A 20995-nucleotide genomic window follows, 5' to 3' on the forward strand; every position below is an offset into this window, starting at 1 on the left:
CGGTAGAGCTTATCATGGTTTGTTATTCAAAATGAACTTAATAGCTGCATAAACCCAAAGCCCTGTACGAAGCCGGCTTTGCCGTTTTTCGCGCAGGCTGGAACCGTTCTCCGCCGGCCGTCGTTTCCGTCCTGACAATGGAGAGCGACATGTCGAACGTCTCGAGGACCGGCAAGGAAGAGATCAACAACGCGACCAGCCCGACCACCTTTGGAAAATCGGTCGAAAGCCAGGCGCAAATCCAGGATGCGGCGGCGGAAGCCTCGCCCGATGCCGGCGATGAAATGCTCAACATCTACCGGCTGGAACCGATCGCCGCCCCCGACGATCCGAGATGGGACAATGCCCCCGGCCATGGCATCGTTGTCGTCGCCGCCAGAACGCCTGGCGATGCCAGGATCGTCGCCGCGGCGCGCGAACTCGATTTCATGGAAGTGGATGCGGCGCCCGCCGAGGATGTGACGACGGCCAATGCCAGTGCCTTCCGCGATGACAAGCTCTATACTGTCATCGAGATCGACCGGAACAGGCGCGATATCAAACGCGGCATCCTGGAGGGTACGGTCTCGGTCGACACGATCCGGTCGGTTGAACCGGATTAGAGCCCGCCTCTTTCATTGGAGTTCTCATGAATACCGCCAATCTGCAGCTCAAGGGCCTGATCATGGCGATGGCGTCCATATGCGACGCGATCGTCGAGAAAGAACTGCTCACCCGCCAGGAGCTCAATGTCGCGCTGTCGAAAGCCATGAAGGCCATCGAGGAAGACGACGATCATGAGCTTTCGGACGCCAACCGCGCTGCGATCCTGTTTCCTATCCGTGTCTTGCAGGTTGCCGAGCAGGCCGCCGGAAAGGGCGAGCAGCGGACTTTTTCGGACTATGCCAAGCTCGTGGGAAAGCTGAGCTGAGCGTGTTCGAGGGATTTACCCTTGAGGCTGTCGACGTCGAGCCCAGGCCGGCTGCGGACCCATCACGGGGCCGGTCCTGACCGTGGCAGCCTGACCTCTTCGAAAATCCTTGTTGCAATTCAGTCGCAATTGCAGAATAGATAGATACGAGGCTCATCAGCAATAATTGCAAATGCGTCGCATTTACATCGGTGAACTTGTTATCGGCCGTCGCTGTGCGTGCCGAACGGTTGATGGGGCAAAAGAAGGGAATATTCATGCTTAGTTGCCTAAGACGCAGAGTCATAACCGGAATGGTGGCCGTTGCCGCACTCGGCCTGATGGCCGGCGGTGCCGCCGCGCAGGAGAAATTCAAAGCGGTGACCACCTTCACCGTCATTGCCGACATGGCAAAGAACGTTGCCGGCGATGCCGCGATCGTGGAATCGATCACCAAGCCCGGGGCCGAGATCCACGGCTATCAGCCGACGCCGGGTGATATCCAGCGGGCGCAGGGCGCCCAGATCCTCTTGTCGAACGGCCTCAATCTCGAGCTGTGGTTTCAGAAATTTTTCCGGAACCTGAAAGATGTTCCCGACGTCGTGGTCTCCACAGGCGTCGAGCCGATGGGCATCAGCGAAGGCCCCTATAGCGGCAAACCGAATCCGCATGCCTGGATGTCGCCGAAGAACGCGATCATTTATGTCGACAACATCCGCGATGCCTTCGTCAAATACGATCCTGAGAATGCCGAGGTCTACAAGGCCAATGCGGAGGCCTACAAGAAGGAGATCGAGGCGACCGTTGCGCCGATCCGCCAGAAGCTGGGTACCATCCCCGAGGATAAGCGCTGGCTTGTATCGAGCGAAGGGGCCTTCTCTTATCTCGCTCGCGACTTCGGCTTGAAGGAACTCTATCTATGGCCGATCAATGCCGATCAGCAGGGCACGCCGCAACAGGTCCGCAAAGTCGTCGATGCCGTCAGGGCCAATAAGATCCCTGCCGTGTTCAGCGAGAGCACGGTGTCGGACAAGCCGGCCCGGCAGGTCGCCCGTGAAACCGGCGCCCATTATGGCGGCGTGCTCTATGTCGACTCCTTAAGTGAAGCCGACGGCCCCACGCCGACCTATATCGACCTGCTGCGCGTCACCTCCGATACCATCGTCAAGGGCCTTGCCGAAGGCCTGTCGCAATGAACGCGATCGTTTCCCCTGTTTTCCCCGCATCTTCGGATGCGGGGGCCGGCATTGCCGTGACGGACGCCACGGTCACCTATCGCAACGGCCACACGGCGCTGCGCGACGCCAGCTTCCAGACCCCCACCGGCACCATCACCGCGCTTGTCGGCGTCAATGGTTCCGGCAAGTCGACCCTGTTCAAGGCGATCATGGGCTTCGTGCGCCTCGCCAGGGGCGAGATTTCGGTGCTCGGCATGCCGGTCGAACAAGCGCTGCGGAAAAATCTCGTCGCCTATGTGCCGCAATCGGAAGAGGTCGACTGGAATTTTCCGGTGCTGGTCGAGGACGTCGTCATGATGGGGCGCTACGGCCATATGGGGATGATGCGCATTCCGAAAGCGGCCGACCACGACGCTGTGTCCAAGGCGCTTGCCCGCGTCAACATGAGCGAATTCCGCAAGCGCCAGATCGGCGAGCTTTCCGGCGGCCAGAAGAAACGCGTTTTCCTCGCTCGCGCGCTGGCGCAGGACGGTCGCGTCATCCTGCTCGACGAACCCTTCACCGGCGTCGACGTCAAGACCGAAGAGGCCATCGTCAAATTGCTCCGCTCGCTACGCGACGAAGGCCGGGTGATGCTGGTCTCGACGCATAATCTCGGCAGCGTGCCGGAATTCTGCGACCGCACGGTGCTGATCAAAGGTACGGTACTGGCCCACGGCTCCACAGACGAGACCTTTACACAGGAAAACCTCGAGAAAACCTTCGGCGGCGTGCTTCGCCATCTCGTGTTGAATGGCTCAGGCGGCAAGCCATATCCCGTCGGCATCCTCACCGACGACGAGCGGCCGCTGGTCCTGCGGGAGGGCAAACTGCTCGCGCATGTCCAGGCGGACGAAAGCGGGGATCAAGGCTGATGGCCGCCATTCTCGAACCTTTCACCTATGACTACATGCTGAATGCCATGTGGGTCTCGGCTCTAGTCGGCGGTGTCTGCGCCTTCCTCTCCTGTTATCTGATGCTCAAGGGCTGGTCGCTGATCGGCGACGCGCTCTCGCATTCTATCGTGCCGGGTGTCGCCGGCGCCTATATGATCGGACTTCCCTTCTCGATCGGCGCATTCTTCTCCGGCGGCCTTGCCGCCGCGGCGATGCTCTTCCTCAACCAGCGCACCAAACTGAAGGAAGACGCCATCATCGGCCTGATCTTCTCCTCCTTCTTCGGGCTTGGCCTGTTCATGGTATCGCTGAGACCGACAGCAGTGAACATCCAGACGATCGTGCTCGGCAACATCCTCGCAATCACGCCCGAGGACACGCTCCAGCTTGCCATCATCGGCTTCGTTTCGCTCGCCATCCTGCTGGTGAAATGGAAGGACCTGATGGTCGTCTTCTTCGACGAGACCCACGCCCGTTCAATCGGGCTCAATCCAACGCGGCTCAAGATCATGTTTTTCACGCTGCTGTCGGCCTCGACGGTCGCGGCCCTCCAGACCGTCGGCGCCTTTCTCGTCATCTGTATGGTGGTGACGCCGGGCGCAACGGCTTACCTCCTGACGGATCGTTTCCCGCGGCTGCTCGTCATCGCCGTAGCGATCGGGACAGCGACCAGCTTCGTCGGCGCCTATGTGAGCTATTTCCTCGACGGCGCGACCGGCGGCATCATCATCGTTTTCCAGACGTTGATCTTCCTTGCCGCCTTCTTCCTGGCGCCCAAGCACGGAATGCTGGCGAGCCGGCGCAGGGCTGCTCAAGCGCTGGAGACATCTCCATGAACGGTCTCGCCGCCTTGCTAGTGCCGTTCCAGTTCGATTTTATGATCAACGCCCTGATCATCTCGGTGCTGATCGCCATCCCGACAGCGCTGCTCTCCTGCTTTCTCGTGCTCAAGGGCTGGGCGTTGATGGGCGACGCCATGAGCCATGCCGTATTCCCGGGCGTGGTGATTGCCTATATCGCCGGCTTTCCTTTCGCGATCGGCGCCTTTGCGGCCGGGATGGTCTGCGCGCTTGCCACCGGTTTCCTCAAGGATAACAGCCGCATCAAGCAGGACACGGTGATGGGCATCGTATTTTCGGGCATGTTCGGGTTCGGCCTGGTTCTCTATGTGAAGATCCAGTCCGAGGTGCATCTCGATCACATCCTCTTCGGCGACATGCTCGGCATCGGCTTTCCCGACATCGTGGAAACGGGAGCCGTTGCGCTGCTGACCGCCGCCATCGTCGCCATCAAGTGGCGTGACCTGCTGCTGCACGCGTTCGACCCGGCGCAAGCGAGAGCGGTCGGGCTGAGGGTGAACCTGCTTCACTACGGCCTGCTCTGCCTGATTTCATTGACGATCGTGGCAGCGCTTCGGTCGGTCGGCATCATTCTCGCCATCTCGCTGCTGATTGCACCAGGCTCCATCGCCTATCTGCTGACGCGCCGCTTCAGTACGATGCTCGTTTTTTCGGTCGCAATCGCGGTGATCACGGCTTTTGCAGGCGTCTATCTCTCCTTCTTTATTGACAGCGCGCCGGCCCCGACCATCGTACTTCTGTTCGCGATCGTCTTTATCGGAGCCTTCCTCCATGCCACGCGCAAGGCCGCACGGATCGAAACCCAGGAGGCAAGCTGAGGATGAGCGACCGCCTGCCTCCGGAACGGCGCCTGCGCCCGCCGCATGTCGGTGCCGTCGATTTTTGCGATAAGTTGATTTAATCGGTCTTGTTTTCCGGCTGCTCCTGTGGCTATACCCCGGCCGCATATACTCACGCACCGGGGATTTCTTCGTGACCAACCTCAAATCGCTCCTGGCCGCCTCCGGCCTCTCCGCCCTGATCGGCCTTGCCGCAACGCCGTCTCTGGCGGGTTCGACCACCTATCCGCTGACGCTGGAAAACTGCGGCGCAGAGGTGACGTTCAAGAAGGCACCCGAGCGGGCGATCGGCCTCGGCCAGAACAGCGCGGAAATCCTGCTGCTGCTCGGCCTTCAGGACAAGATGGTCGGCACCGCCTTCTGGCCGAGCAAGGTGCTGCCACAGCTCGCCGAGGCCAATGCCAAGGTCAAGCTTCTGACCGTTGAGATGCCGACCTTTGAATCGATGCTTGCCGAAAATCCCGATTTCGTCGCGGCGGCGCTGCCGAGCCTGGTCGGGCCGAACAGCAAGGTCGCCAAGCGCGAGGATTTCGACAAGGTCGGCGTCGCCACCTATCTCTCGCCCAGCACCTGCCTCAGCACCAAGGATGTCAAGGACCAGTACGGCAGCCGCGGCGAGCTGTGGAACATGGATCTTCTCTACAAGGAGATCGACGAGCTCTCGCAGATCTTCGACGTCGCCGACCGCGGTGAGGCCCTGATCGCCGATTTCAAGGCGCGTGAAGCCAAGCTGCGCGGAAGCGCTGCCAAGGACGGGCAGAAACTGTCCTACGTCTTCTGGTTCTCCAGCCCCAGCCCGTCGGCCGATGCCTATGTCGGCGGCAAGAACAGCGCCTCCGGCTTCATCGCCGACCTGCTCGGTGGACGCAATGCGATCGACGCGGCAGCGGAATGGCCGACCATCGGCTGGGAAGGCATCATCGCCTCCAATCCCGATGTCATTGTCGTCGCCAGCCTCGATCGCAACCGCTGGGAGCTCGACAAGCCTGAGGCCAAGATCAAGTTCCTGAACACCGATCCTGCCGTCAGCCAGATCCCTGCCGTCAAGAACAAGGCGCTGCTCGTCATGGACGGCCAGGCGATGAACCCGACCATCCGCACGATCTACGGCGCCGAACAGGTGGCCGAACAGTTGAAGGCCCTCGGTCTGCTGAAGTGACCGAGGCGGGACGTCTCTTCCGGCAACTGGGAGCGGTCACCGCACTGCTTCTGGCTTCCCTCTGCCTCATCGCTGTCGCCATCGGCGTCAGCGTCGGAATCGGCGATCTGCCGATTCCGCTCGCGACCACATTTTCCGCCGTCACCAACCGGCTCGGTTGGACCGCGGTCGAGCTCAATCGCATCCACGAGACTGTCATCTGGGACTATCGCCTGAGCCGGGCACTCGTCGCCGCCTTCTGCGGCGCGGGGCTGGCCCTGTCGGGCGCTATCATGCAGTCGCTGCTGCGCAACCCGCTTGCCGAACCCTATGTGCTCGGCATCTCCGCCGGGGCTTCCACCGGCGCCGTCGCAATCGTCATCCTGGGGCTCGGCGCCGGCGCGGTGTCGCTGTCGGCCGGCGCCTTTGCCGGCGCATTCGCAGCCTTCTTCTTCGTGGCGCTGCTCTCGAACGGCACGCGCGGCGGCGCGGACCGCACCATCCTCGCCGGTGTCGCCGCATCGCAGCTCTTCAACGCATCGACCTCCTATATCGTCACCACTTCGGCCAATGCGCAGCAGGCCCGCGACGTCATGTTCTGGCTGCTCGGCAGTTTCGGCGGCGTGCGCTGGCCGGAGTTCGCGCTGGTCTCGATCGTCGTTGGCATCGGTCTCGCCGCCTGTCTGTTCTACGCCCGCGTGCTTGACGCCTTCGCTTTCGGCGACGAGGCGGCCTCCTCGCTCGGCGTCAATGTCGGCCGCGCGCGAATGGCACTCTTCGCGCTGACCGCAATGATGACGGCGACGATCGTCAGCATGGTCGGCTCGATCGGCTTCGTCGGGCTTGTCGTGCCGCATGTCGCCCGCTTCATCGTCGGGCCGCTTCATATCCGCCTCCTGCCGGCCTGTGCCATTGCAGGGGCGATCTTCATGGTGTTCGCCGATATCGCCGCCCGCGCCCTCATTCCCGGCCAGATCTTGCCGATCGGCGTCGTCACCGCCTTGGTCGGCGTTCCCTTCTTCTCGATCATCCTCTACCGGTTTCAGCGCGCGTCATGAGCATCAAGGCCGACAACCTCACCTGGAAAATTGGCAGGAAGACCATTCTGGACGGCGTTTCCATGGAGGCGCAGCCTGGCCGGATGCTCGGACTGCTCGGGCCGAACGGCTCCGGCAAGACCTCGCTACTGCGGCTTCTCGCCGGCCTGAAGCGGCCGCATTCCGGCCGCGTCACGCTCGACCGCAGCGATATCGGCAAGATCAGCCGTCGCTCGATCGCCCGGCGCATCGCCTTCGTCGAACAGCACGCCACGACCAACGCCAATCTGAAGGTCGTCGACGTCGTCAAGCTCGGAAGGTTTCCGCACCGCTCCATGTTTTCCGGCTGGACCAAGGCTGACGAAGAGGCGGTCGAAGCGGCACTCGCCCGCGCCGGCATGGCGGACAAGCGCGACGACCGCTGGCAGAGCCTGTCGGGCGGCGAAAAGCAGCGTACCCATATCGCCAGGGCGCTCGCCCAGTCGCCGCAGGAGCTGATCCTTGACGAACCCACCAACCATCTCGATATCCAGCACCAGATCGGCCTGATGCGGCTCGTCTCCGGCCTGCCGATCACCAGCATTGTCGCTTTGCACGATCTCAACCATGCCGCCATGTTCTGCGATGAGCTTGTCATCATGCAGCAGGGCAGGATCGTCGCCTCCGGCGCGCCTGAGGACGTGCTGAGCGAAAAGCTCCTGCGCGAGGTCTTCTCGATCGAGGCGCGCGTCGAAGCCTCGCCCTATCATTCCCGCCCGCACATCCACTATCTCAAGTGAGAGCAGTTAGAACAGGATGATTTTAGGCCCGGTTGGCCTAAAGTCTGAATGTCGTCCGAAAACCGCTCACACTTTTCGGCATCATGCTCTAGACGGCGGTGCCGGCATCATAGCTAACAACGACGCATATTGCGGGGTTCATTTGTCCACGCAGGTCGATTTTGCCGCGTCTAGGCGAACGTTCTGCACGAATACCTGCAGTGCTGGCCACATTTCCCAATAGTAACGATTCAGCGCTGGATTAACATGGTCGAGAACGGGGTGAGGCTGGCCCATAATCGCGGCCATATCGATTTCAAACGCGCTCATGTCGCCGAACGGTCGCTTGAAATCGACCACGGGCGCGGGATAGCCTTCACCGGCGACGATCGAGATGATCTGGCTGTCCGGCCATTCGAATCTCAGGTGGTGCAGGAGTTGGAGATGCTGGCGGGTGAATTGAAAATAGCCATCTGGCTCAAGGCGTGGCATTTCTGCCAGATATGAACTAATCCGTGCGCCCGGCAATCCAGCGAGATCGTTCCGAAGCCGGTGTTGCATCGTCGCATTATCGAGATGGTCGAGGTGATATTGTCCGTCCGCTAGCCCGCAATTCGCAAGAGCCCAAGTCAGCAGCGTCGAGACTTCGCGGTGAAATCGGGCGATAGCAATTCGATCACTCGTGCCGATGATCGGGCCGAGGTCAGCGGCCACATCGTCGCTGCCATATGGAGCGAGTGGATTGACAACAGCCCCCCCGCTTTCGATCGAAGTGTTCCACGCAAACTGCAGTTTCCGCAATGCCTCGATGTGCTGAGGTGTGATGGTCAGCGCAGGGTCTTCTGGATCGGCGTAGATCCGATGTTCGGCGTGCCACTGCCAGGCGATCCAGGCCGGCCAGGAAAGCACAGCCACGATCAGAGCGAGCCAAAAAAGCCGCCACTCGAATACCATTTGAGAGTTCTCCCGGTATCAATACGCAGAGATGGCTATCGGGTCTTGGTAGGCGTTGGCAAGTTCCGTATGCGTGTCGCTCCGCTTGCTGGGGCAACCTCCATGCGCTGCAGTGAAGAATACTTCCCATAGTGCATCCTCTTCCTGACGACTCAGGATCAATGATGCACCATCACACTCAGGGACTACACACCTAGTGACACGCTCATGTCACGATCTGCAGCGGCAGAGCGGTGGTCTTCTTGATCGTCCTCAGGACGATGCTCGATTTGACCGAGGCCAGATTGTCGGTGACCCGGATCATTCGTTCGAGAAACTGGCTGAGATGGTCGAGATCGCGCGTCATCACCTTCATCAGAAAATCGGCGTCACCGGTCTGCGAATAACATTCCAGGATCTCCGGCGCGGTCTCGATGAAGCGATGGAGCCGCTCGTTTCCGCCTTCCGTATGCGCGCGCAGACTGACGAGCGTATGGGCGACGACGCTGAAACCCAGTTTTGCGGGATTGAGGATGGCGACGACGCTCTGGATATATTGCTCCTTGCGCAGCCGTTCCAAACGGCGCGCGCATTGGGTGGCGGAGAGATTGACCTTCTGCGACAGCTCGCCCTGAGTCATTTCGCTGTTCTGCTGAAGCGCGGCGAGCAATTTGATATCGAACTGGTCAAGCATGGATCACCCGAGGTGAGGGGAATTTCGGCATAGTATAGCCATATGACGCAGAATGTCTGCATGTGTACATTGAAACAGGCAGAAAATCGCAGAATTTCGCCGCGAAACTTCAGCTAATCTCCAAACAACAGATAAAAACGGAGGTGGACCTGTGTTTGAAGAACTGAATAGCCGGCCGGCCGACAGCCTGCTTGCCCTCATCAAGGCCTTCCAGGCCGACGAACGAACCGGAAAGATCGACCTCGGCGTCGGCGTCTATCGCGACGCCATGGGCCGCACGCCGGTCATGCGGGCCGTGAAGGCGGCGGAGCAGTTTCTTCTGGAGACGCAGGACAGCAAGAAATATCTCGGCCCGGAAGGCGATCTGCACTTTGTCCGTCTGCTGCAGCCGATCATTTTCGGGCAATCGCCGGCCTTCGGTGAGCGTCTTGTCGGCATCCAGACGCCGGGCGGCAGCGGCGCGCTGCGTCTCGGCGCGGAACTCATTCAGACGGCAAATCCATCGGCGAAGGTTTTGCTCGGCACGCCGAGCTGGCCCAACCATGCGCCGATTTTCGGTGCGGCGCGCCTCACCGTAAAGGAATATTCCTTCGTCGATCTCTCCTCGCAACAGGTGAAATTCGAAAGCGTGGTCGAGGCCCTGTCTTCCGCCAATGAAGGCAATGTCGTGCTTCTTCACGGCTGCTGCCACAATCCGACCGGCATCGATTTCACCATGGAAGAGTGGCGCCGAATTGCCGAACTGCTCGTCGCCCACAAGCTCGTGCCCTTCATCGATCTTGCCTATCAGGGGCTCGGTGACGGTCTCGAACAGGATGCAGCGCCGACGCGCATGATCCTCGATGCGGTCGACGAGGCGCTGATCGCCTATTCCTGCGACAAGAATTTCGGCCTCTATCGCGAGCGCGTCGGCGCGCTCTATGTCATGACCCGCAATGCCGATGACATAGGGAAAGCCGAAAGCAACATGGCCGCGCTCGCCCGGGTGAACTGGTCCATGCCGCCGGATCATGGCGCCGCCATCGTCCGGACCATTCTCGAAAGCGCCGAAATGTCGGCGATGTGGCGCGCCGAGCTCGAAGAAATGTGCGGGCGCGTCAACGGCAATCGCGCGGCACTTGCCGCCGCCGCGCCCGATCTCGCTTTCATCAGCCGCCAGCGCGGCCTGTTCTCCAATCTCGCCATGTCAAAGGATATGGCGGCGGCGCTGCGAGCCAGGCACGGCATCTACATGGCCGATTCCGGGCGAATGAATCTTGCCGGCATGCAGCCGGCCGACGCCGGCGCCATCGTCGCCGCACTTCGAGCCGAAGGTTACTTGAAGCAATAGTGACATAACCGAACTCAAGTCATTGGATTTCCAAATGAACAGGAAAGAAACGACCGGCCAGGCGATCGCCCGATCGCTTGTCGCCCATGGAATCGACACGGTCTTCGGCATTCCGGGCGCCCACATGTATGACTTCAATGACGCGCTTTACGGCGCCGGTGACAAGCTTCGCTTCATCCATACCAGGCATGAACAGGGTGCCGGCTATATGGCCTACGGCTATGCCAAGTCTACCGGCCGGATTGGTGCCTATACCGTTGTCCCCGGCCCGGGCGTCCTCAATTCCGGCGCGGCTCTCTGCACCGCTTATGGCGCCAATGCGCCGGTGCTCTGCATCACCGGCAACATCATGTCCCACCTGATCGGGCAAGGCAGAGGACAGCTCCACGAACTGCCGGACCAGCTTGCGACGATGCGCGGGATCACAAAGACGGCGGAGCGCATCAACCACCAGTCCGAGGCCGGTCCGGTCATATCAGAGATCATCGGCAAAATGCTCTCCGGACGCCAAGGCCCGGGAGCAGTCGAAGCACCGTGGGATGTATTCGGACAATCCGGCCCGGAAACCGATCTCCCCCTTGGCACGAGAGCCGCTCATCCGGCCGTCAATCCCGATCAGATCGCCGCCGCGGCGGCGCTGATTTCAGGCGCTCGGAATCCGATGATCATGGTCGGCGGCGGCGCCGCGGATGCCGGCGCCGACATCGCAGCACTTGCGGAGCTCTTGCAGGCGCCGGTCACCTCCCACCGCTCCGGCAAGGGCATCGTCGCCGACGACCATCCGAACTATCTGAATTTCGTCGCCGCCTACGAATACTGGAAGAAGGTCGACGTGCTGATCGGGATCGGCAGCCGGCTCGAATTGCAGTTCATGCGGTGGAAGTGGCTGCCCAAAAGCCTCAAGATCATCCGCATCGATATCGATCCGACCGAGATGGTCCGCCTCAAGCCCGATGTCGGCATCGTCGCTGATGCGAGCGATGGAACGCAGGCACTGACCGCTGCGTTGGCAGGTGCCAGCCGCGAGGATCGCGCGCGCGAATTCGCCGAACTGAATGAAGAGGCGAGATCTCGTTTTTCGGCGGTGCAGCCGCAGCTCGCCTATCTCGATGTCATTCGCGAGGCTCTGCCGCGAGACGGCTTCTTCGTCGAGGAAATCAGCCAGATGGGCTTCACCGCCCGATTTGCCTTCCCGGTCTACGGCCCGCGCCAATATGTGACATGCGGCTATCAGGACAATCTCGGTTTCGGCTTCAACACCGCCCTCGGCGTAAAGGTCGCCAACCCCGATAAAGCCGTTATCTCCGTTTCCGGTGACGGCGGCTTCATGTTCGGCGTTCAGGAACTTGCCACAGCCATCCAGCACAAGATCGCCGTCATCGCCATCGTCTTCAACAATTCGGCCTATGGCAATGTGTTGCGCGACCAGAAGCAGGCCTACAAAGGCCGCTATCTCGGCTCGGAACTCACCAATCCGGATTTCGTCGCTCTTGGCGAGAGCTTCGGCGTCAAATCCTTTAAGGCGACCAGTCCCGGCGAATTGAGAGAGGTATTGCATAAGGCCCTCTCGCTCAATGAACCCGTGCTCATCGAGGTTCCGATCGAAAAAGGATCCGAGGCGAGCCCCTGGCCCTTCATTCATCCGGCACCACACGCCGAATGAAGCCTGTCATGGCGACGGCCCCCTAAGGAAGACCGTCGCCAGCGGCGGCAGCGTCAGCGAGACGGAGACGGGCCTGCCGTGGGCGGGGATGGGTTCGCTCGAGACTGCACCATTGACGAGCCCGGAGCCGCCATATTCGCGCGCATCCGTCGTTATGCGCTCGATCCACACGCCATCATGCGGCACGCCGATCCTGTAGCCGTAACGCGGCACCGGCGTGAAGTTCGAGACGACGAGGACGGATGAAGAGCGGTCAGGAGCATAACGCAGCATGCCGAGAACGGAATTGACGGCATCGTCGGCCGCCGCCCATTCGAAGCCCTCGGGGTGAAAATCGCCGAACTGCAGTGCCGGCTCTTCGCCGTAGAGGCTGTTCAGATCCTTCACCAGACGCTGGATGCCGACATGAGCCGGCCGGTCCAGCACATCCCAGCTCACCGAAGCATCGTGGTTCCATTCGCCCGGCTGGGCGACTTCGCTTCCCATGAACAGCAGCTTCTTGCCGGGATGGCCCCACATGAAGGCGAGATAGCTGCGCAGATTGGCGAATTTCTGCCAGTCGTCGCCCGGCATCTTCGTCAGCAGCGAGCCTTTCCCGTAGACCACCTCATCATGGGAAATCGGCAGGATGAAACGCTCGGAATAGGCATAGATCATGCCGAAGGTCATCGTGCCGTGGTGATAGCTCCGGTAGACGGGGTCCTTTTCGATATAACTCAGGCTGTCGTGCATCCAGCCCATGTTCCATTTGATATCGAAGCCGAGCCCGCCCTCCTCCGGCGGCTTGGTCACACCCGGCCAGGCCGTCGATTCCTCGGCGATGGTCATGGCATGCGGGCAACGCTCGTGAACGATGCTGTTGAGGTGCTTGAAGAACTCCACCGCCTCCAGATTCTCGCGCCCGCCATATTGATTTGGGATCCACTCCCCCTCGTTGCGGCTGTAATCGCGGTAGAGCATCGAGGCGACGGCGTCGACGCGCAAGCCGTCGACGTGGTAGCGCTCGAGCCATTCCAGCGCGCTGGCGATCAGGAAGCCCTTCACCTCGTTGCGGCCGAGATTGTAGATCATCGTATTCCAGTCGCGATGAAAACCTTCGCGCGGGTCCTCGTGCTCGTAGAGCGCACTGCCGTCGAAGCGGGCAAGGCCCCAGACGTCGGTGGGAAAGTGAGCCGGCACCCAATCGAGGATGACACCGATACCGGCGCCATGACATCGGTCGACGAAATAGGCGAAATCTTCCGGCGTTCCGTATCGGCCGGTCGGGGCAAACAGCCCGAGCGGCTGGTATCCCCAGGAGCCGCCGAAGGGATGCTCCATGATCGGCAGCAATTCGATATGGGTAAATCCCATGTCGCGGACATAGGGAACAAGCCGCTGGCTGAGCTCGGCCCAATCGAGATAGCTGTTGCCGTCCTGCCGGTCGCGAAGCCAGGAGCCGGCATGCACCTCGTATACGGAGATCGCGCCTTCGAGCCTGGCCTGCCGGTCGCGGCCTTTCATCCAACCGTCATCGGTCCATCGAAACGGCGTCGACGATGCAACGATGGAGGCGGTGGACGGGGCGGCCTCGCTTGCCCGCGCGACAGGATCGGCCTTTTGCGGCAGGCAGGTCCCTTGCGCGTCGACGATCTCGAACTTGTATCTTTCGCCGGGGGCTAGACGTGGGACGAACAGCTCCCATACGCCGGCCGATTGCCTGAGCCGCATCGGGTTGCGCCGGCCATCCCAAGCGTTGAAGTCGCCGACGACCGAGACACGCCGCGCATTCGGCGCCCAGACGGCGAAACGAACGCCCGGTATGTCGTCAATCGACATCGCCACGGCGCCGAGCGTCCGGCTCAGGCTGTAATGGGTCCCCTCGGATATCAGGTGAAGGTCGAGCTCACCGAGCAGAAGACCGAAGCTGTAAGGATCCTCCGTGACCTGCTCCCCATCCGGCCATTGGATCCGCAACCGGTATCCCATTCTCGAACCCGTCGTCGCTGCGAACAGGCCGGAGGGGTGAGCGATGCTGAAAGGCGTTACCACCCTGCCGCTCGCCGCCTCGATGAGATCGATCGCTTCGGCGCCTGGCAGATAGACGCGCACGATCGTCATCCCGCCACTCTCGTGCGGTCCGAGGATCGAGAATGGATCGCCATGGCGCCCCTCGATCAAGGCCCAAAGCGCATCGTGTCCGATGCCTGAGAGAAGTTCCGAACGTTCGATATTCATGCATTGACCCCCGCTAAGCGCGATACGATTTCGGTAAGGCCGGCGAGCGGGATCGGCAGCCATTTCGGCCTGTTGCGGGCCTCATAGGCGATCTCGTAGGCGGCCTTTTCGAGAAGAAAGGCATCAAGAAGCCTCCGTCGTTGATCGGGCGGCATGGCAAGCGCCTTCGACGCCGACACCGCCTGCCAATAGGCATCGATAAAGGCCGCCTCGGCGTTGCGTCCGAAACGGGCGATGGCGTCGCGGCGGACCTCGTTTTCATGTTCGGTGACAGCGTCATTATCGAGCTGGGCGGTGGCGACGAGATAGCTCAGCGACCTGAGAAGGCCGGCGACGTCGCGCAAGGGAACCGTCTTGGCACGGCGCTCGGCCAGATTTTTCGCCGGCTCGCCCTCGAAGTCGATGATGACGGCATCGCCCTCGCTGACCAGGATCTGGCCGAGATGGAAGTCGCCATGGGTGCGCGTCATCAGCGCATGGCGGGCGCTGTCCGCCAGTGTCGCGGCAAGCTCGACCAGTTCGGAGCGGCGCTCGAGAAGCGGGGCCGCGAGCAGGTCGATCGCCGGATCCGCTCCCACCGCGCGTTCGGCGAGCTTCGACAGCGCATAGGAGACCTCGCCGGCAACTGCCTTTTTGATCGCCTCGACTTCACCATCGCCGGCGACGACCGGGCTGAAGGCCTCATCTGCATTTTCCCCGGCAAGCACGACATGCAACTCGCCCAGTCTCAGGCCCACCATCGCAACGAAGCTGATCAGCGGGCGGAAGACGTCGTCGCCCGGCTGGACGGCCGGGTCGTTCAGTACGAGCTCGTCGGCGGCACGACGCAGATTGTTCAGCATCCAATTCCAGGCGTCGCCCTGGTTGCGGATCGCGCCCTGGACGATGATCAATGTCGAGCGGCGCCCGCTGGAATCGGTATGCGCAACCTCGCCGAGCAGCGGCGCCGTGTGGTCGTAGCCGGCACGGGTGAGAAAGCGGGTCATCTCGACCTCCGGATGGATGCCGGGAAAGATGTGTCTGATCAGCTTGATCATCGCGACGTCGCCGACGATCAGCGAGCTGTTCGATTGTTCGGCCGAGAGCCAATGGACCGGCAGATCGTCGGTTATGGCGAGGCGGTCCAGCCGTTCCGTGCCGAAAAATTCCAGCGTGCCGGTGCGCCCGGTGATGCGCGAACGGTCGGCAAGCCCGCGCAGGATGCCGCGCGCCATCGGCTCGACGGCGAATCCATCCGTCAGGAAGCCGACGCGCCTGCCCTGGCGCACGCGCGCAAGCGCCAGCTGCTGGGTCAGCGCCGACGGCTGTGCATCATCCCAGGCGACCGTCAGCGGCAGCTGATAGGATTCGCTGTGGTTCGGCAGCACGACCTCCAGCTCGCCGAGTACGACGCCGTCGGCAAAGGGGATCGGCGTCGCCGAGATCAGCCTCGCCGTCTGCAGCGGCTGGTCCTTCGCCCCGAACCAGCGCCGCCTGGTGAGATAGGCGGGCAGGATTTCATTGCTGAGGACGCGCGCATGCCCGGGCTCGTCGACGAGATCGAGCAAGCCGCGGCGAATGACCATCGTCACGAAATCGGGAAGCTGTTCGGGTGGCGCCGTGCGCCAGGCCGGCGGATCGGCATCGGCCTCCAGCTGGAACCAGAAGAAGCCATAGGGCGGCAGCGTCAGGAGATAGGTCAATTGGCCGATCGGCGGAAATGGCGACATGCCGGTCAGTTCGATCGGCACGCGGCCTTCAAAGCTCGACAGGTCGAGCTCGACCGCCTGCGGCAGCCGCGAGAGGTTTGCGACGCACATCAGCGTCTCGCCTTGATATTCCCTGAGATAGGCGAGGATCTTGCGGTTCTCCGGCGAGAGGAAGCGCAGCGAGCCGCGCCCGAAGGCCGGATGGCGGCCGCGCAACGCCAGCATCTTGCGCGTCCAGTTGAGCAGCGAATGCGCGTCGGTGCTCTGCGCCTCGACGTTGACGGCCTCGAAGCCGTAGAGCGGATCGGCGATCAGCGGCAGCACGAGGCGCGCCGGGTCCGTCCGGGAAAATCCGCCATTGCGGTCCGGCGACCATTGCATCGGCGTCCGCACCCCATCCCGGTCGCCGAGATAGATATTGTCGCCCATGCCGATCTCGTCGCCGTAATAGATGACGGGCGTTCCCGGCATCGAGAGAAGAAGCGCGTTCATCAGCTCGATGCGGCGGCGGTCGCGCTCCATCAGCGGCGCCAGGCGACGCCTGATACCGAGATTGATGCGGGCGCGCTTGTCGGAGGCATAGGTCTCCCAGAGATAGTCGCGCTCGGCATCGGTCACCATTTCGAGCGTCAGCTCGTCGTGGTTGCGCAGGAAGATCGCCCACTGGCAATTCTCGGGAATCTCCGGCGTCTGGCGCAGGATATCTGTGATCGGGAACCGATCCTCCTTGGCGATCGCCATGTACATGCGCGGCATCAGCGGGAAGTGGAAGGCCATATGGCATTCGTCGCCGTCGCCGAAATATTCGCGCGTATCCTCCGGCCACTGGTTGGCCTCGGCCAGCAGCATCACGCCGGGATGAGTGGCATCGAGGGCGGCGCGGATGCGCTTGAGGATTCCATGGGTTTCCGGCAGGTTTTCGTTGATTGTCGCCTCGCGCTCGACGAGATAGGGGATCGCGTCAAGACGAAAACCGTCAATGCCGGTCTCCAGCCAGAAGCGCATCACCTTCAGCAGTTCCTCCATGACAAGCGGGCTGTCGAAGTTGAGATCCGGCTGGTGGGAATAGAAGCGGTGCCAGTAATAGGCGCCGGCCACCGCATCCCATGTCCAATTCGATTTTTCCGTGTCGAGGAAGATGATGCGCGTTTCCGGGAATTTCTGATCGTTATCCGACCAGACATAGAAATCGCGCTCGGGTGAACCCGCCGGCGCCTGGCGGGCGCGCTGGAACCAGGGATGCTGGTCCGAGGTGTGGTTGATGACGAGTTCGATGATGACGCGGATGTTGCGCTGGTGGGCGGCGTCAACGAAGGCCCTGAAATCCTCCAGCGTCCCATAGTCGGAGCTGACATTGCCGTAGTCGGCGATGTCATAGCCGTCGTCGCGGCGCGGCGAGGGAAAGAAAGGCAGAAGCCAGATGGCATTGACGCCGAGCGCCGCGATATGATCGAGCTTGGCGTGCAGACCGGCAAAATCACCGACGCCATCGCCATTGGCGTCATAGAACGACTTGATGTGCAGCTGGTAGATGATCGCATCCTTGTACCAGAGCAGCGGCTCGGTGTTACCGGTGTTCATCGTGTCCATTCATGCCTCCGCGGCGCGAACGCGCCAGATCGCAAAGGGCAGAATGTGAGGATTGAGACTGATAGTCTGCCGTTTGCCGTTCCACCTGAAACGATGCCCGCCGACCAGATCCTCGACGTCGAGCGCGCCGCCGTCCCCGAGCGACCACTTCCAGAGCGGCAGCTCGACGTCGCTTTGCTGGAAATTATGGGGGTCGAGGTTGATCGCGATCAGCAATACATTGTCGCGCGCACGGCTCGCCTTCTCGAAGAACAGGATGTTGTCATTCCAGGCGGGGAGCAGCGTCAGCCCGAGATGCGAATGCAGCGCGATGTTTTCGTTCCGGATGCGGTTGAGCATCCTGATTTCGGCAATGATGTTGCCCGGCCGGTCGTAGTCCCAGGCTCGGATTTCGTATTTCTCGCTGTCGGCATATTCCTTGCGCTTGGCGTCGGGGCGCCCCTCGCACAGTTCGAAACCGTTATAGACACCCCACAATCCCGACAGGGTGGCGGCGAGTGCGGCACGGATCAGGAAGGCCGGGCGCGGCGCGTTCTGCAGAAAATCCGGGTTGATGTCATGGGTGTTGACGAAAAAATGCGGGCGGAAGAATTCCTTCGGCGCGGTCTCGGTCAGCTCGCGCATATATTGCTCGAGCTCCCACTTGGCGTTGCGCCAGGTGAAGTAGGTGTAGGACTGGGAGAAGCCGATCTTCGCCAACCGGTACATCACCTTCGGTTTGGTGAAGGCTTCCGACAGGAAGACGACATCGGGATGGCGCGCCCTGATATCGCCGATCAGCCATTCCCAGAACGGAAAAGGCTTGGTGTGCGGATTGTCGACGCGAAACAGCTTGACGCCTTGGTCGACCCAGAGCTGGACGATATCCCGCAGCTCCACCCATAGGGAAGGCAAGGCGTCCTTCGTGTAGAAATCGACATTGACGATATCTTCGTATTTCTTCGGCGGGTTCTCGGCATATTTGATCGTGCCGTCGGGGCGCCAGTCGAACCAGCCGGGATGCTCCGTCAGCCAGGGATGATCCGGCGAGGCCTGGATGGCGAGGTCCAGCGCAATCTCCAGCCCATGCCGGCCCGCCTCCTCGACCAGCCGGCCGAAATCCTCGAAATCGCCGAGTTCGGGATGGATGGCGTCGTGCCCGCCATCTTCCGAGCCGATGGCATAGGGGCTGCCGGGATCGCCGGGTGCGGCCTTCAGGCTGTTGTTGCGCCCCTTGCGGTTGGTCGAGCCGATCGGATGAATGGGCGGGAAGTAGAGCACGTCGAAGCCCATGCCGCGAATATCGGCCAGTCTCGGAATAACGTCGTCGAAGGTGCCATGCCGGTTCGGATCGCCGCTCTGCGAACGCGGGAAGATCTGATACCAGCTGGCGAAGGCCGCTTCCTTGCGTTCGGCATCGACAGCGCTCGTCGTGGAGCGAAGCCGGAACGGCCGCCTGTCAGCCCGGTTCATCAGCTCGGATGTCTCGGGGGCGAGCAGGATCGCCGTGCGCTCGGGATCGGAAGCCTTTTCGAGATTGTCGATCAGAGCCTGCAATCCGGCGCCGAGCGCTGCCGGCGCTTGCGCCTTCGCGGCGCGAACGAGGTTCAATCCCTCCTGGAGCTCCAGCTTCAGGTCCAGTCTCGCATCGTTCTTCTTGGTCAGCTCGTAACGGAAGATTGCGAACGGGTTCTTCCACGCCTCGACGGCGAATTCGTAACGCCCCATGCGCTCCAGCAGGAATTCGGCCCGCCAGCGGTCGTTCTCGACCAGTTGCATCGGCGTCTCGTTCCACTCCGCCATGGCCTCATGCGGCCGCCAGAGCAGGACGGCTGCAAGCGGGTCGTGACCATCGGCGAATATATCCGCCTCGACGGTGACAGTCTCGCCGACCACGCGTTTGACAGGAAAGCGTCCGTCATCAACCCGCGGCACGATGTTTTCGATAGCAAGCCGCGCCGACGCCGTCGCCTGCTCGACCTCGAGGGCGGGCCTGGATGTGATCGGCTCCGGCGCCTTGCCTTCAATCACCCGGGTCTCGCCTGCCCGCAGACGCAGGGCCGCGCCATCGGCTGCGACGGGTAGAAAACCGGAGGCGGCCTCGCGAAGCGCCGTCACCGGCGCAGGCGCGCTTCGCCTGAGGTCCCGGTTGAGCAGGATGAAGCGCACATCGGACGCGCTGCGAAGATCCTGCGCCTCGGATTGGACAAGCACCGAAACCGGCCCGCTGGCATTGCGGATCAGGCGAAGCGACGGAGCCCGTGTCTTGCCGGCCTTGACGATCTCGCTGTTGGCAAGACGGATCTCGGATGAGATGTCGAAGGCGAGATCATGACGCAGCTTGCGCAAGCCCGAGCCATCGCCATGCGTCGGATCAAGCGGCGTCGCCGCACCATATTCGAAACCCATGGGAACCATGAGGCCGCCGCCGAGCGAAGCGGCAAGCCGCAGCGCTCTGATGGCGCGCCGCTCGAGGATTTCGCGGCTCTCGGTCCCATGCGCGATACGCTTGGCGAAAGGCGGCTCGGGAAAGGCGATCTGCCAGCCGAGCGGCTCCTGGATACGATGCTCCTCGACGAACCATCTCTCGTCGAGATCCCACCAGGCCATCGATGAAAAACATCCCGCGAAGCCCGCATCGGCGATGGCGCTTCTCACCGCAAAATCGGTGCCGGGCGTCCAGGCGAAGAATTGCACCTCGGCCTTCTCTCGCACGCCCGCAATCAGCGATTTGAAAAAGGCCGGTGCCGCCCGATCGATCCCGAGCACCCTATACCCGGAGAGGCCGGCGTCGGACAGGCGCTGCAGCCGCTCGGTCCATTCCACCAGCAGCTGCGACTGCTGCTCCGCCCCCGCCGTGGTCATCGGCTCCGGCGGGTCGAACGGCGAGCGCCGGGGGTCGACGGGGCGATAGCTCGATTGTGGGTCCCGCGCTTTCCCGTCGAGCATCAGGTCCATCATCAAGCCGACGCCGCTCTTGCCGGCGACCTCCGCCAGCCGCGACACTCCATCCGCAACCGCGCTTTCGAGCTGCAGTTCAGGATCGAGGCGATCAAAAACTTGAGAGGAAAAGACGCTGCATTCCCCGCCCCTGTTAAAAAGGGGCGCCGTCAGCACATGGTCGAAACCGATATCCGCCGCATGGTCGAAAACCTCGCGCCATGCATCGGCCCCTTGGAGGAGCAGCGGATTGACATAATAAATCCGGGGTGGGGTGCTGAGTGCACCCTGTTTCACAGAGAGTAACATCGGCCGCCGCCTCGCGTT

The 20995-nt window shown here is 61.8% G+C and carries 16 protein-coding genes; 11 read left to right on the forward strand and 5 right to left on the reverse strand.

The genetic code is table 11. From position 1 onward, the window contains the following. The first annotated feature begins 137 nt into the window (after positions 1–137). The 9 genes from CO671_RS22140 (at position 138) to CO671_RS22180 (ending at position 7655) form a co-directional block, all read left to right on the forward strand. Complete coding sequence (locus CO671_RS22140) at positions 138–602, forward strand: hypothetical protein (RefSeq protein ID WP_170965028.1); 465 nt, start codon at positions 138–140, stop codon at positions 600–602. 26 nt (positions 603–628) lie between these two features. After that, positions 629–910, forward strand: a complete 282-nt coding sequence (locus CO671_RS22145) for a hypothetical protein (protein ID WP_097607738.1) — start codon at positions 629–631, stop codon at positions 908–910. Between the two features lie 257 nt (positions 911–1167). Then, positions 1168–2085: a metal ABC transporter substrate-binding protein gene (locus CO671_RS22150; RefSeq protein ID WP_097607739.1), complete on the forward strand. Its 918-nt coding sequence runs from the start codon at positions 1168–1170 to the stop codon at positions 2083–2085. After that, complete coding sequence (locus CO671_RS22155; protein ID WP_097607740.1) at positions 2082–2981, forward strand: manganese/iron ABC transporter ATP-binding protein; 900 nt, start codon at positions 2082–2084, stop codon at positions 2979–2981. Before CO671_RS22150 ends, CO671_RS22155 begins: the two co-directional genes overlap by 4 nt. Continuing rightward, the gene (locus CO671_RS22160) at positions 2978–3838 is read left to right on the forward strand and encodes a metal ABC transporter permease (protein WP_280953347.1); all 861 of its coding nucleotides are present in this window, start codon (positions 2978–2980) and stop codon (positions 3836–3838) included. Before CO671_RS22155 ends, CO671_RS22160 begins: the two co-directional genes overlap by 4 nt. Continuing rightward, entirely contained in the window at positions 3835–4680 is an 846-nt protein-coding gene (locus tag CO671_RS22165) for a metal ABC transporter permease (RefSeq protein WP_097607742.1), read from the forward strand. The genes CO671_RS22160 and CO671_RS22165 overlap by 4 nt, the downstream gene beginning before the upstream one ends. 154 nt (positions 4681–4834) lie before the next feature. Next, complete coding sequence (locus tag CO671_RS22170; protein WP_097607743.1) at positions 4835–5860, forward strand: ABC transporter substrate-binding protein; 1026 nt, start codon at positions 4835–4837, stop codon at positions 5858–5860. Continuing rightward, positions 5857–6897: an iron chelate uptake ABC transporter family permease subunit gene (locus CO671_RS22175; protein WP_097607744.1), complete on the forward strand. Its 1041-nt coding sequence runs from the start codon at positions 5857–5859 to the stop codon at positions 6895–6897. Before CO671_RS22170 ends, CO671_RS22175 begins: the two co-directional genes overlap by 4 nt. After that, a complete protein-coding gene (locus CO671_RS22180; RefSeq protein ID WP_097607745.1) occupies positions 6894–7655 on the forward strand; it encodes an ABC transporter ATP-binding protein in 762 nt (253 codons plus the stop codon). Before CO671_RS22175 ends, CO671_RS22180 begins: the two co-directional genes overlap by 4 nt. A 138-nt stretch (positions 7656–7793) precedes the next feature. On the opposite strand, the gene CO671_RS22185 is transcribed toward CO671_RS22180, so the two are convergent. Beyond that, positions 7794–8588 (reverse strand): hypothetical protein, encoded by a 795-nt coding sequence (locus CO671_RS22185; protein ID WP_097607746.1) that lies wholly within the window; start codon positions 8586–8588, stop codon positions 7794–7796. 205 nt (positions 8589–8793) lie between these two features. Next, on the reverse strand, positions 8794–9261 hold the full coding sequence (locus CO671_RS22190; protein ID WP_097607747.1) for an Lrp/AsnC family transcriptional regulator: 468 nt from the start codon (positions 9259–9261) through the stop codon (positions 8794–8796). Between the two features lie 151 nt (positions 9262–9412). On the opposite strand from CO671_RS22190, the gene CO671_RS22195 reads away from it, so the two are divergent. Together CO671_RS22195 and CO671_RS22200 are read left to right on the forward strand one after the other, a co-directional pair. Next, complete coding sequence (locus tag CO671_RS22195; RefSeq protein WP_097607748.1) at positions 9413–10591, forward strand: amino acid aminotransferase; 1179 nt, start codon at positions 9413–9415, stop codon at positions 10589–10591. Between the two features lie 34 nt (positions 10592–10625). Then, on the forward strand, positions 10626–12254 hold the full coding sequence (locus CO671_RS22200; protein ID WP_097607749.1) for a thiamine pyrophosphate-dependent enzyme: 1629 nt from the start codon (positions 10626–10628) through the stop codon (positions 12252–12254). 6 nt (positions 12255–12260) lie between these two features. Here the strand turns inward: CO671_RS22200 and glgB are convergent, their stop codons facing one another. From glgB to CO671_RS22215, 3 genes are read right to left on the reverse strand one after another with little or no spacing between them, the layout of a single operon-like run. After that, complete coding sequence (gene glgB / locus CO671_RS22205; RefSeq protein ID WP_097607750.1) at positions 12261–14471, reverse strand: 1,4-alpha-glucan branching protein GlgB; 2211 nt, start codon at positions 14469–14471, stop codon at positions 12261–12263. Next, entirely contained in the window at positions 14468–17749 is a 3282-nt protein-coding gene (gene treS, locus CO671_RS22210; protein ID WP_097607751.1) for a maltose alpha-D-glucosyltransferase, read from the reverse strand. The genes glgB and treS overlap by 4 nt, the downstream gene beginning before the upstream one ends. Continuing rightward, complete coding sequence (locus CO671_RS22215; protein ID WP_097607752.1) at positions 17750–20977, reverse strand: alpha-1,4-glucan--maltose-1-phosphate maltosyltransferase; 3228 nt, start codon at positions 20975–20977, stop codon at positions 17750–17752. Positions 20978–20995: the final 18 nt, after the last annotated feature.

Source organism: Rhizobium sp. M10 (assembly GCF_002531955.1).
Taxonomy (GTDB): Bacteria; Pseudomonadota; Alphaproteobacteria; order Rhizobiales; family Rhizobiaceae; genus Rhizobium; species Rhizobium etli_C.